10 protein-coding genes are annotated in these 12,027 nt (G+C 74.1%); 6 read left to right on the forward strand and 4 right to left on the reverse strand.

Annotated features, from left to right (window positions below):
* The first annotated feature begins 208 nt into the window (after nucleotides 1-208).
* The 6 genes from FZ988_RS17060 (at nucleotide 209) to FZ988_RS17085 (ending at nucleotide 6,519) form a co-directional block, all read left to right on the forward strand.
* Nucleotides 209-982 carry a TetR/AcrR family transcriptional regulator gene (locus FZ988_RS17060; protein ID WP_188079160.1) on the forward strand — a complete coding sequence of 258 codons (774 nt, stop codon included), beginning with the start codon at nucleotides 209-211 and terminating at the stop codon, nucleotides 980-982.
* Nucleotides 983-985: 3 nt separating this feature from the next.
* Nucleotides 986-1,948 (forward strand): DUF5692 family protein, encoded by a 963-nt coding sequence (locus FZ988_RS17065; protein WP_149205239.1) that lies wholly within the window; start codon nucleotides 986-988, stop codon nucleotides 1,946-1,948.
* A 201-nt stretch (nucleotides 1,949-2,149) separates the two neighbouring features.
* Nucleotides 2,150-2,848 (forward strand): GntR family transcriptional regulator, encoded by a 699-nt coding sequence (locus FZ988_RS17070; protein ID WP_425458000.1) that lies wholly within the window; start codon nucleotides 2,150-2,152, stop codon nucleotides 2,846-2,848.
* Complete coding sequence (locus tag FZ988_RS17075; protein ID WP_149205241.1) at nucleotides 2,845-4,371, forward strand: MmgE/PrpD family protein; 1,527 nt, start codon at nucleotides 2,845-2,847, stop codon at nucleotides 4,369-4,371. Before FZ988_RS17070 ends, FZ988_RS17075 begins: the two co-directional genes overlap by 4 nt.
* A complete protein-coding gene (prpB, locus tag FZ988_RS17080; protein WP_149205242.1) occupies nucleotides 4,371-5,282 on the forward strand; it encodes a methylisocitrate lyase in 912 nt (303 codons plus the stop codon). The genes FZ988_RS17075 and prpB overlap by 1 nt, the downstream gene beginning before the upstream one ends.
* Nucleotides 5,283-5,349: 67 nt before the next feature.
* Nucleotides 5,350-6,519 (forward strand): bifunctional 2-methylcitrate synthase/citrate synthase, encoded by a 1,170-nt coding sequence (locus FZ988_RS17085; RefSeq protein ID WP_149205243.1) that lies wholly within the window; start codon nucleotides 5,350-5,352, stop codon nucleotides 6,517-6,519.
* 15 nt (nucleotides 6,520-6,534) lie between these two features.
* Here FZ988_RS17085 and FZ988_RS17090 read toward each other — a convergent pair whose 3' ends face one another.
* From FZ988_RS17090 to FZ988_RS17105, 4 genes are all read right to left on the reverse strand, one after another.
* Nucleotides 6,535-8,967 carry a putative bifunctional diguanylate cyclase/phosphodiesterase gene (locus FZ988_RS17090; protein WP_149205244.1) on the reverse strand — a complete coding sequence of 811 codons (2,433 nt, stop codon included), beginning with the start codon at nucleotides 8,965-8,967 and terminating at the stop codon, nucleotides 6,535-6,537.
* Nucleotides 8,968-9,171: 204 nt separating this feature from the next.
* Nucleotides 9,172-10,185 carry a zinc-dependent alcohol dehydrogenase gene (locus tag FZ988_RS17095; protein ID WP_149205245.1) on the reverse strand — a complete coding sequence of 338 codons (1,014 nt, stop codon included), beginning with the start codon at nucleotides 10,183-10,185 and terminating at the stop codon, nucleotides 9,172-9,174.
* Nucleotides 10,185-11,195 carry an SMP-30/gluconolactonase/LRE family protein gene (locus FZ988_RS17100; protein ID WP_149205246.1) on the reverse strand — a complete coding sequence of 337 codons (1,011 nt, stop codon included), beginning with the start codon at nucleotides 11,193-11,195 and terminating at the stop codon, nucleotides 10,185-10,187. Before FZ988_RS17100 ends, FZ988_RS17095 begins: the two co-directional genes overlap by 1 nt.
* Entirely contained in the window at nucleotides 11,192-12,025 is an 834-nt protein-coding gene (locus FZ988_RS17105; RefSeq protein WP_149205247.1) for an IclR family transcriptional regulator, read from the reverse strand. The genes FZ988_RS17100 and FZ988_RS17105 overlap by 4 nt, the downstream gene beginning before the upstream one ends.
* Between the last annotated feature and the right edge of the window lie 2 nt (nucleotides 12,026-12,027).

Genomic DNA, 12,027 nt, shown 5'->3' on the forward strand with positions numbered 1-12,027 from the left:
GGGAGCGGTCCCCTCGCAGCGGCGCGGGCGCCCGCTCCCGCCGGCGCGTGTGCGGGTGCGGGTGCGGCGGGAGTCTGGCTATGCCTGATTGACGGTCTGTCAATGAGAGACGAAGGTCCCATTGACACTCTGTCAATGAGCGGTTCCATAGGTCATGACGGCGCAACCGACCACCCGGTCGGCGCCACGAGACCTGAGGCGGACCGACGTGAGCGCGACGCGAGGAGCCGGCACCGGCCGGCGCGAGGCCGCGGGCCACCGCGCCACGCCTCCTCGCCGCCCCCGGGCCGTCAAGGCCCCCGACGTGCGCCGCGAGGAGATCCTCGCGGCGAGCCGTGCCCTGTTCGCCGAGCAGGGAATCGCCCGGACCTCGATCTCGGACGTCGCGGAGCGGGTCGGCGTCACGCGCGGCCTCGTCTACCACTACGTCGTCGACAAGGACACGCTCGTCGAGGCGGTCCTCGAGCAGTACATCGACGAGTTCGTCGAGGGCGTCCGGGCGTGGGACGCGGCGCGCGAGGTCGGCAACATCGACAAGGCCGTGCAGGACTGCATCGCGCTGTTCCGTCGGTACCTCGGCGGCCCGGGTGCGCTCGGCGCCGGCCTTCCGCGGATCGAGGACGCGGGGCTGTACAACCGGTTCCTCGACCGCGCCGTCCGCGCGGTCGTGGACTGCCTCGAGACGACGACGGTCGAGGCGTACGCGCGCCGCCACCGCATCCGCATCGAGCACGTCCACGAGACGTTCTACGTCCTGGTCCACGGCCTGATCGGCCTCGCCCGGTCGACCCCCGGCATCGACGACCGGGTCCTCATGTCGATCGTGCGGCAGACGCTCCACCTCGCGCCGAGCGACGGCGCCCTCGGTGCCCTGGACGCCCCGGGCGCCCAGGAGCCGCAGGGCGCGTCGGCCGGCGCCCCCAGTCCTGTGGCTCTCGCGGATCCCCCCCCGCGCCACCCCAACGAAGTCGGAGGCGAGTGAACGATGTTCCTGTTCGAGTCGATCCCCTGGTACTCGGCCCTCATGTGGGTCGCTGTCGTGGTGGGGCTCATGGCCCTCAACGAGCTGGCCAGGCTCAGCCGCTGGGCGGGCCTCGCCCTGTTCGTGGCCCTGCCCCTCGTGCTCACCGTGTTCGTGTGGCCCAGCACCGCGGGCGACGGCTCGAGCACCGGCACGTGGTTCCACTGGGTCAAGGTGTACTCGGCGCTCGCCGGCTGCATCGGTTTCATGGCGATCCGGTACATCCCGCGGTTCGCGAAGAACCGGTACTGGCTGATGTTCCCGGCCGCGATCCTCGCGATCAACATCGCTGAGGCGGTCATCCGTGACTTCCAGGTCACGAGCATGGACGGCATGGTCGACGGCGTCATGATGGTCGGCGGTCCCTGGAACGTGATGAACGGCGTCGCGGGCATCCTCAACCTGGTCACGATCTGCGGCTGGGCGGGCATCATCATCAGCCAGGACAAGAAGAAGGACATGGTCTGGCCGGACATGCTCTGGTTCTGGATCGTCGCGTACGACCTGTGGAACTTCGCCTACGTCTACAACGCCGTCGGTGACCACTCGTTCTACGCGGGTGCGGCCCTCCTGATCTCCTGCACCATCCCCGCCTTCTTCATCAAGAAGGGTGCCTGGCTCCAGTTCCGGGCGCAGACGCTCGCGTTCTGGATGATGTTCACGATGGCCGTGCCGTCCTTCGTGTCGGACTCGACGTTCGCCGTCGAGTCGTCGCACAACCCGACGGCCCTCTTCACGGTGAGCGCGATCTCGCTCGTCGCCAACGTCGCGGTCGCCGTGTACCAGGTGCACCGGATCGTCACGCGTCGCAAGAACCCCCTCAAGGACGAGCTGTACACGGACCTGCCCGCTTACCAGAAGGTGCTCGCGGCCAACTCGCCGGCGGTGCCCGAGGTCAAGGCGTCCGAGGTGGCGCTCGCCTCCTGAGGTGGTCCCGGTCCCGCTCGGCGGGGCCCCGTGCTGGTGGAGAGCCCGCGGACGCGCACGTCGCGTCCGCGGGCTCTCGCGCGTCCGGGGTCCCCCGCTGTATGCGCGGAGACGGGCGAGCGGCACGTCGCGTGCGTGTGAAGGGGCCCTCAGCGGGCGCGGGCCCGTCGTTTGTATACAAAGTCACCTCGCGGGCCTAGCATGGCTGCCGTGCGAGCGAGTGAGCGCGTCTACCGGGCGCTGCGCGACGAGATCGTCAGCGGGCACCTGCCGCCCGGCGCGGAGCTGAGCGAGGTCGACCAGGCCGGCCTGCGGGGCGTCTCGCGCACACCCGTGCGCGAGGCGCTCGCCCGACTCCAGGCCGAGGGGCTCGCCGCCGTCGGCAAGGGCCGCACGCTCGTCGTCTCGAGCCTGAGCCCCGAGGACGTCGCGCACCTGTTCGAGCTGCGCGAGGCGCTCGAGTCGCAGGCGGCCCGGCTGGCCGCGCGCCGGGGCGCCCCCGCGGTGTTCCTCGACCTCGCGGCACGGTTCGCCGCAGCGCCGGGCCTGCTCGACGACGGCGACCCCGAGCGCGAGGCCTACTACGCGCTCGTCACCGAGCTCGACGTCGCGATCGACGCGGCGATGGCGAGCCCCTACCTCGAGCGCTCCCTCGCGACGCTGCGCGCCCACGTCGCACGCGCCCGGCGCCTGTCGCGGGACAACCCGGACCGCCTGCGCCGCGCCGCGCAGGAGCACGCGCTCATCGCGACGGCCATCGCCGACGGGGACGAGGTCCTCGCGTCGCAGGCCACGGCCGTCCACGTGCGAGCAAGCCTCGCGGCCGTCCTCGACAACCTCGCGTCGCGCACGGAGCACGACGACGTCACCCGCCTCGTACCCACCGGAGCCGCCCCGTGATCCACCACGCCGTCCGTGTCCACGCGAGCGCCGAGCCGCTCGCCCGCACCGAGCAGCTCGCCTGGGCGCTCGCCGAGGTCGCGACGCAGGCCGTGCCCGTCGACGCCGACGTCGCGGACATGGTCGTCAACCGGGTGATCGACAACGCCGCCGTCGCCACCGCGTCGTTGCTGCGTGCGCCCGTCGTCGCCGCACGCGCCCAGGCCGTCGCCCACCCGTACCGGCCGGGCGCCACCGTGCTCGGGCTCGACCCCGCCGAGCGCGTGAGCCCCGAGTGGGCGGCCTGGGCGAACGGCGTCGCGGTGCGTGAGCTGGACTACCACGACACGTTCCTGGCGGCGGAGTACTCGCACCCGGGCGACAACATCGCCCCCGTCCTCGCCGTCGCCCAGCACCTCGCCGAGCGCCGCGGCCTCACGGGTGCCGACGTGCTCCGCGGCATCGTGACGGCCTACGAGGTTCAGGTCGACCTGGTCCGGGCGATCAGCCTGCACCGGCACAAGATCGACCACGTGGCGCACCTCGGGCCGTCCGCCGCCGCGGGCATCGGGACCCTGCTCGGGCTCGACACGGCGACCGTGTTCCAGGCGATCGGTCAGGCGCTGCACACGACCACGGCGACCCGGCAGTCACGCAAGGGCGAGATCTCGACGTGGAAGGCCTTCGCACCGGCGTTCGCGGGCAAGGTCGCGGTCGAGGCGGTGGACCGGGCGATGCGGGGCCAGACGTCGCCGACCCCCATCTACGAGGGCGAGGACGGCGTCATCGCGTGGCTCCTGGACGGGCCGGACGCGGCGTACGACGTCGTGCTGCCCGGGCCGGGGGAGCCGCGTCGCGCGATCCTCGACACGTACACCAAGGAGCACTCGGCGGAGTACCAGTCGCAGGCGCTCATCGACCTCGCGCGGCGCCTGCACCACCAGCACCCCGAGGTCACTGACCCCGAGCAGGTCGCGTCGATCCTCATCCGCACGAGCCACCACACCCACCACGTCATCGGCTCAGGCGCGGGGGACCCCCAGAAGTACGACCCCGCGGCGTCGCGCGAGACGCTCGACCACTCGATCCCGTACATCTTCACGGTCGCGCTGCAGGACGGCGCGTGGCACCACGTCGACTCCTACACGCCCGAGCGCGCGAGCCGGCCCGACACCGTGGCCCTGTGGCGCAAGGTCACCACGACGGAGGACCCGCAGTGGACGCGCCGCTACCACTCGACCGACCCCGACGAGCTCGCGTTCGGCGGCCGCGTGGAGATCGTGCTGACCGACGGCCGCACGGTCGTCGAGGAGATCGCGGTCGCGGACGCGCACCCCCGTGGCGCCCGGCCGTTCGGCCGCGAGCAGTACGTCGCCAAGTTCCGTTCCCTGTCCGACGGCGTCCTGGAACCCGCGGAGGTCGAGCGCTTCCTCGACACCGTCCAGCGGCTCCCGGAGCTGACCGCGGCCGAGCTCGCGGGCCTCACCGTCACCGCGCCGGCCCGGCTGCTCGCCGCCGTGAGCGCACCCGAGGGGATCTTCTGATGCTCTACTCGACGCTCACGGCGCACGCCAAGCGGACGGCGCTGCGCGAGCGGCTCGCCACGGGTGACCTGCTGCGCTTCCCCGGGGCGTTCAACCCGCTCTCGGCCCGGCTCATCGAGGACAAGGGCTTCGACGGCGTGTACGTCTCGGGCGCCGTCGTGGCCGCCGACCTTGGCCTGCCGGACATCGGGCTGACGACGCTGAGCGAGGTCGCCACGCGGGCGGCGCAGGTCGCGCGGATGACGGACCTGCCCACGCTCGTGGACGCGGACACCGGCTTCGGCGAGCCCATGAACGTCGCCCGCACGGTTCAGGCGCTCGAGGACGCGGGCGTCGCCGGCCTGCACATCGAGGACCAGGTCAACCCGAAGCGCTGCGGGCACCTCGACGGCAAGGCCGTGGTCGACCTGGGGACCGCGGTGCAGCGCATCCGTGCCGCGGTCGACGCGCGGCGCGACCCCGACCTCCTGATCATGGCCCGCACGGACGTGCGCGGCATCGACGGGCTCGACGCGGCCGTCGACCGCGCCCGGGCACTCGTCGACGCGGGCGCCGACGCCGTGTTCCCCGAGGCGATGGCCGACCTCGCCGAGCTCGAGGCGGTCTGCCGGGCGGTCGACGTCCCGGTGCTCGCGAACATGACCGAGTTCGGCAAGTCCGAGCTGTTCACGGCGCGGCAGCTCGCCGACGCCGGGGCGCGCATCGTCATCCACCCGGTGTCCCTGCTGCGGGTCGCGATGGGGGCAGCCGAGCGCGCGCTCGACTCCCTGGACGCGGAGGGCAGCCTCGTCTCCCAGGTGCCGGGGATGCAGACTCGCGCGCGCCTGTACGAGCTGCTCGACTACGCCGGCTACGCGCGGTTCGACTCCTCGGTCTTCACGTCGACCGGCTACGGGGACAGCCCCGCCTGAGCCCAGCCCAGCCCTGCCGCCCGTCCCGGGGCCGCGACCCCGAGCACCTGACCGCAAAGGAGCGATCATGACCGCACCCGAGGCCCCCACGGGGCCGGCCGCGCACGGCACCGACCAGCCCGTGGCCGACCCGCCCGCGCCTCAGATCCGCAAGGGCCTCGTCGGCGTCGTCGTCGACACGACGGGCGTGTCCAAGGTCGACGCGGAGAGCAACTCCCTGCTCTACCGGGGCTACCCGGTCCAGGAGCTCGCGCAGCGGTGCTCCGTCGAGGAGGTCGCCTGGCTCCTGTGGCACGGCGAGCTGCCGACGCCCGACGAGCTGGCCGGGCTCCAGGCGCTCGAGCGCTCGCAGCGCGGGCTCCAGCCCGAGGTGCGCGCCGTGATCGACGCCCTGCCGGCCACGGCGCACCCGATGGACGTGGTCCGCACGGCAGTGAGCGTCATCGGTGCGGGCGACCCGTCGACGGACACGTCGCGTGAGGCCGACCTCGTGCGGTCCGTGCGGCTGTTCGCCCGGCTGCCCGCGGTCGTCGCCTACGACCAGCGCCGCCGCCGCGGTCAGGAGCCCGTCGCGCCACGGGACGACCTCGACCACGCGGCGAACGTCCTGCACATGACGTTCGGCGAGGTCCCGGACCCCGTCGTCGTCGACGCGTTCCGCGTCTCGCTCATCCTCTACGCCGAGCACTCGTTCAACGCATCGACCTTCACCGCGAGGGTCGTGACCTCGACCCTCGCGGACCTCTACTCCGCGGTCGTCGCCGCCGTCGGTGCCCTCAAGGGACCCCTGCACGGCGGCGCGAACGAGGCCGTGATGCACGCGTTCGAGGAGATCGGTGACGCGTCCCGCGCGCAGGCCTGGCTCGACGAGGCGCTCGGGGCGAAGCGGAAGATTATGGGGTTCGGGCACCGCGTGTACAAGCACGGCGACTCCCGGGTACCGACCATGAAGGCGGCGCTCGACACGCTCGTCGAGCACTACGACCGCCCGGACCTGGCCGCGTTGTACGACGCGCTCGAGGCGGCGATGGTCGAGCGCAAGGGGATCGAGCCGAACCTGGACTACCCGTCGGGCCCGGCCTACCACCTCATGGGCTTCGACACCGCGACGTTCACGCCGATCTTCGCGCTCGCCCGCGTCATGGGCTGGACGGCCCACATCATGGAGCAGCGTGCGGCGAACGCGCTGATCAGGCCCCTCAGCGCCTACGTCGGGCCGCCCGAGCGCCACGTGTGAGCGGGTCGGTCCCGCTCAGCCGCGTGGTGCCGGTGCGACCTCCGCCGCGCTCACGACCAGCTCGGTGAAGTCCGGGCCGGGCAGGGGACGTGCGAACAGGTAGCCCTGGGCGAAGGGGCACCCGATCCCGACGAGCGTCTCGAGCTGGTCGACGTTCTCGACGCCTTCCGCGACGACCGTGAGGTCCAGGGCCCGCGCCATCCCGATGACGGCAGTCACGAGCTCGCGGTCACGCGCGTCGTGCTCGATGCGGCGCACGAAGGTCCGGTCGATCTTGAGCTCGTCGACCGGGAGGTCCTTGAGGTAGGCGAGCGAGGAGTAACCGGTGCCGAAGTCGTCGACGGCGAGATGCACGCCGAGCTCGCGCAGGGCGAGCAGGTTGCCCAGGACGGTCTCCGACGAGCCGACCAGCGCGGACTCGGTGACCTCGATGCACAGGTTCCGCGGGCGCGCGCCGGTGCGCAGCAGGGTGCGACGCACGGTTTGGAAGAAGCCGGGGTCCTGGAGCTGCGCTGCGGCCGCGTTGACGGACATGCGCAGCACGAGGCCGCGCGCCGCGAGCGTCGCCGACATCAGGCAGGCCCGGTCGAGCACCAGCTCGCCGATCTCCCCGATGAGGCCCGTCTCCTCCGCGAGCGGGATGAACTCGAGGGGTGGCACGAGGCCGACGCCCGGCCGCTCCCACCGCACGAGCGCCTCGGCGCCCACGACCTCGCCCGTCACGGTCGACACGACCGGCTGGTAGTGGACGACGAGCTCGTCCTGCGTCAGGGCGGCGCGCAGGCCGGCCTCGGTCTCGAGCTGCTGGACCGCGCGGGCCCGCATCGAGTCGTCGAACGTCGCGACGTCCTGGGCGTGGCTGCGGGCCTGCGCCATCGCGGTGTCAGCCTCGCGCAGGAGCTCGTCGGCGGTGACCCCCGGACGGCCCACGGCGATGCCGACCGACGCCCTGACCGTGACCGTGGCGTCGGCCGTCACGGGCGCGGCCCTCGCACGGTGCAGGCCCCGCGCGAGGGCCGCCGCCTCCTGGGCCGACGTGCGCGTGCACAGGACCATGAACTCCTCGCCGCCCGAGCGCGCCAGGAGCTGGTCCGGGCCGACCGTCGAGGACAGGCGCGCGGAGACCTCGACGAGGACGCGGTCGGCGGCGTCCCGGCCGAGGCTGTCGGCGATGGTCTGGAAGCGGTGCAGGCCGAGGCACAGGACCGCGAGGTCCGCGGACGAGCCGAGCTCCTGCGTCAGCGTCTCGCGCAGCGGGCCCTTGGTCGGCAGCCCGGTGACGAGGTCGTGCGTCGACTGGTGGGTCAGCCGCGCCTCGTGGCCGGCGCGGACGTCGATCATCGTGTTCAGCTCGCGAGCGAGGGTCACGAGCTCGGCCGTGCCGCGCTCCGGGATGTGCGTGCTGCTCGCGGACGTGCGGGCGCGGACGGCTCCGTCGATCAGGGACGTCAGGGGTCGGATGATCTTCCGCTCGACCACCAGGCCCGTCATGAGGAACACCGCGACGGCGCTGAGGCTCATCAGGACGGTGCGCAGGGGGTCGACGCCGCCGAGCGCGAGCATCTCCGCGCGGTCCAGGACGCCGACCACCCGCCAGGGTCTCGCCTCGACCTCGGACGACGCGTAGAGCAGCTCCCGGCCGTCGTCCCCGGTGACGACTCCCTGCGCCGTCCCGTCCTCGTCGGCGGTGCCGAGCGCGGCCCGGGCGTGCGTGCCGTCGTCCGCCGCGACAGTCCGCTCGACGGGGTCGAGCACGGCGAAGGTCGCGCGGTCGTGCGGGTGGGCGAGCGCGGCGAGCCGGTCGGAGACGGTCGGCCCGTCGAGGACCAGCACGACGACGGCGCCGGGTGCCTCGGGCACGTCGGAGGTGCCCGACGTGACCTCGTGCGCCGTGATCAGGGCGGGCCGTCCGGTGGCAGGGTCCGTCGCGAGGACCTGGACGGCCGTCCCGGCCCGGGCCGCGGCGAGCCAGTCGGCATCCGCGTGCGAGGTGCTGCCCACGGCTGACTGGGACGTCGAGCTGGAGCACAGCACGGCGCCGTCCGCACCGACGACGTCCAGCCGTGCGCCGGGGAGCGCGTCGATGGCCGCATGGACGCAGGCCTGCGTGGGTGTGCGCCTGGCGGCCTGCTCGGTCACGAGCACCGCGGCGCCGTCGGCCCAGAGGTCGACGATCCCCGAGGCGAGGCTCACCTCCGCGTCCATGACATCGAGGGAGCGGTCCTCGAGCGCGCGCACGTCCGACGTGTAGGACACGGCGAGGCTCGTGGTGGCCAGGAGGCTGAGCCCGACGACAGTGACCTGGACGTAGCCGCGCACGGACCAGCGGGCCGCGCGGCGGTCGCGCCGGCTCGGGGGCGCTGCGGGGCAGACCGGGCCATGGGGGCCGTGGTCCGGCGGCGGGCCGACGTCGGCCGAGCGCGAGGCGTCCGCGGCGCTGGCCGTCATGACTCGTCCTCCCGGTCGTGGGCGTGCGGCCGTCGCGCCCCGCGGCCGTGCGCACCGGCGGGGCGCGGCCGGTCACGGGACGTATCGGCCACCGGGTGCGCCTTGTGAGCGGCCCGGACCGTGCGCGGCCTCCGCGCGGCGCCGTGACCTGCCGGGCGGGGGACCCGATGCCGTGACCTCGGGGCGGGAGACCCGCCGTCGTGGTCAGCGCCGCGGGTCGACGTGGAACTTGGGGCCGGGCCCCGCGCCCGCCGGGCGGCGCCCCGCGAGCACGTCGGCGACGTCCTCGAGGCCCACGGTCGCGGCGACGAGGGGCCGCGGGTCCACGGCTCCTGACGCGTACCGCTCGATGGTCCCGTCGAGGCCGGGGGACCCGCTGAGGATCCCGACGGCGGTGACGTCCTTGAGGAGCAGGTCCCGGGTGTCGACGAGGCTCGGCGTGGTCGACAGGCCCACGTACACGACCGTGCGGGCGGGCTCGACGAGCCGTGCCGCGAGCGGCGGCATCGCCGGGGCGTCGGTCGCGTCGACCACGCCGTGGAAGGGCACCTCGGGGATGGTGTCGACGGTGCACACGCCCGTGAAGCCCAGGCTGGCGGCGAAGTCCCGCGAGCGTTGCGAACGGCCGACGAGGTGCACCTCGACGCCTGCGGCGCGGGCGATCAGCGCCACGAGGAGCCCGATGGTGCCCGGGCCGAGGACGAGCAGGCGTTCGCCGGGGCGGACGTCGGCGGCCAGGACCGCGCGCAGGGCGTTGGCGCCGGGCTCGACGAGCGCTCCGGCGACGTCGTCGACCGTGCCCGGCAGCGGGTGCAGCGCGACGACCGGGATCGCCATCCGCTCGGCGAGGGCGCCCGGGAAGCCGCCGCGGATGCCGATCTCGTACCGTGCGTCGCACACGTGGTGGCGTCCCGTCGTGCACCGCTCGCACCGGCCGCAGCCGAGCATCGTGTCGCCCGTCGTGCGCCGCCCGACCCACGCCGGGTCGACCCCGTCGCCCACGGCGCCGACCGTCCCGCACCACTCGTGACCGAGGCGCATCGGGTAGGCGGCGTGCCCCGAGCGCAGGTAGGCCATGTCGCCCGTGAAGAACTCGACGTCGGTGCCGCACACCCCGACGCGCTCGACGTCGACCACGACCTCACCGGGGCCGGGGACCGGCTCCGGCACCTCCCGGACGCAGGCCTCGCCCGGTCCCGTGACGACGAACGCGCGCATCAGTGCTCCTTCTCGTGCGGTGCGGGGCCGGGCGTCGACGCGTCGGCGCCCGGGTCGGCCCGGCGCAGCCCGCGGCCGTTCCAGGCGGGCACCGGCAGGCCGTGGAGCCCCGTCGCGCCTGCGACGTCGACGGTGAGCAGGGCGCCGGCCCAGGCGTGGTGCGGTTCCGTGCCCGGCGCGTCGGCGGCGGTGGTGACCACGAGGGTCCCGAGGTCCCGTCCCGCGAACGCGACGGACGTGGTGGCCGCGGGGCCGACGTCGACCGTGTGGAGCAGTGCGCCGTCGGGCGTGAGGCAGCGCACCTGGCCGGCACCGTAGACGGCGACCCAGAGGTTGCCCGCCTCGTCCGTGCACAGCCCGTCGGGGAGCTCGTCGTCGAGCCGGAGGTACGTGCGGCGCGGTCCGACGGCGCCCGTCGCCACGTCGTAGCCGCGGGCGTGGACGACGCCGCGCAGGGTGTCGACCGAGTAGAGGGTTGCGCCGTCGGGCGACCACGCCAGCCCGTTCGAGAGCGCGAGGTCGTCGTCGAGCGTGGTCACGCTGCCGTCGTCCTCGAGGCGGCGCAGGACCTCCTGCTCCGAGTCGCCGGCCAGGGACATGCTGCCGACGAGGAAGCGCCCGGCGGGGTCGCACGCGCCGTCGTTGAGCCGCCGGTGCTCGCCGGTGGGGAGGATCTCGGGCCCGGCGGTGCGGGTGCCGTCGGGCCCGACGCGCCACAGGCGCGTGGCGCCCGCGACGAGGAGCGTGCCGCCCGGGCCGGGCACGACGGCTCCGACGGTCGTGTCGACGCGCAGCGTGGACCCGATCTCGATCTCGGGTCCCGTGCCGTGCCCGGGCGCGCGGGCGCCGCTGCCGGTCGGTGCGGCCGGTCCGGGCCGCAGCCGGCCCGTGCGGACGGCGCCGTCGTCGATGTCCACCCACAGCAGCCGCTCGGTCGCCGGGTCCCAGAACGGGCCCTCGGCGAGGCGGTGGGACGGCGGCGTCGCGGGGCGCGCGGGCAGGTGGGTCACGGCAGGTCCTCGGTCGCAGAGGGGGTGGGGGCGGCAGCGGCCGACCGCGTGGACGCGACGGCCGCGCGGATCTCCTCGACGTCCTCGACGAGGCGGCGCAGGGGTGTCCGGTAGAGGAGGGCGCTGACCGACACCGCACCGCTCGGCGCGGTGGGCGAGAGCAGGTAGGCGGGCACGGCGACGCAGCCGATCCCCGGGTCGGACTCCTCGTCGTCGACCGCGAAGCCCTGTCGACGGATGGTGGCGAGCTCGGCCACGAGCTCGTCGGCGGTCGTCAGGGTCCGGGCGGTGCGCCGCTCCAGGGTGCGGGTGCCGACCCAGCCGCGCACCGCGTCGTCGTCCGGGAGCGCGTGCGCCAGGAGGAGCTTGCCGACGGCCGTCGCGTGGGCGGGGTTGCGCCCGCCGACGGTCGACGTGAGACGTACGCCGCCCGAGGGCGGGTCGACCTTGGACCGGTACACGACGTCGTCGCCGTCGAGTGCCGCGTAGTGGGTGGTCTCGCCGTAGCGCGTCGAGAGGTGCTCGAGGACGGGCATGACGCGCACGTGGTCGGGGCGCATCTCGTGGTGCGCGAACGCGAGGCGGAGGAACTCGTCGCCGAGCGAGTACCGGCCGGGCCCGTCCTGGGTGGCGAGGCCCGCGCGGCGCAGGGCGGCGAGGGCGCGGTGGACGGTCGGCTTGGGGCTGGCGACGGCGCGGCTCATGTCCTCGAGCGAGATCCCGAGCGGGTGCCGTGCGAGCTCGGTGAGGACCGCGAGCACGCGGTCCGCTCCGACGAGGCGTGTCTCGCCCTCTGCTTCCGTCGGCGGCCGAGCCGTTGTATCGTCCATGG

The organism is Actinotalea subterranea (genome assembly GCF_008364845.1).
Classification (GTDB): Bacteria; Actinomycetota; Actinomycetes; order Actinomycetales; family Cellulomonadaceae; genus Actinotalea; species Actinotalea subterranea.

Bases quoted from the DNA above. Each gene is read 5' to 3' on its own strand.
- FZ988_RS17065 (WP_149205239.1), top strand. From the start codon at position 986: ATGTTCCTGTTCGAGTCGATCCCCTGGTACTCGGCCCTCATGTGGGTC.
- FZ988_RS17070 (WP_425458000.1), top strand. From the start codon at position 2,150: ATGGCTGCCGTGCGAGCGAGTGAGCGCGTCTACCGGGCGCTGCGCGAC.
- prpB (WP_149205242.1), top strand. From the start codon at position 4,371: ATGCTCTACTCGACGCTCACGGCGCACGCCAAGCGGACGGCGCTGCGC.
- FZ988_RS17085 (WP_149205243.1), top strand. From the start codon at position 5,350: ATGACCGCACCCGAGGCCCCCACGGGGCCGGCCGCGCACGGCACCGAC.
- FZ988_RS17090 (WP_149205244.1), bottom strand. From the start codon at position 8,967: ATGACGGCCAGCGCCGCGGACGCCTCGCGCTCGGCCGACGTCGGCCCG.
- FZ988_RS17095 (WP_149205245.1), bottom strand. From the start codon at position 10,185: ATGCGCGCGTTCGTCGTCACGGGACCGGGCGAGGCCTGCGTCCGGGAG.
- FZ988_RS17105 (WP_149205247.1), bottom strand. From the start codon at position 12,025: ATGGACGATACAACGGCTCGGCCGCCGACGGAAGCAGAGGGCGAGACA.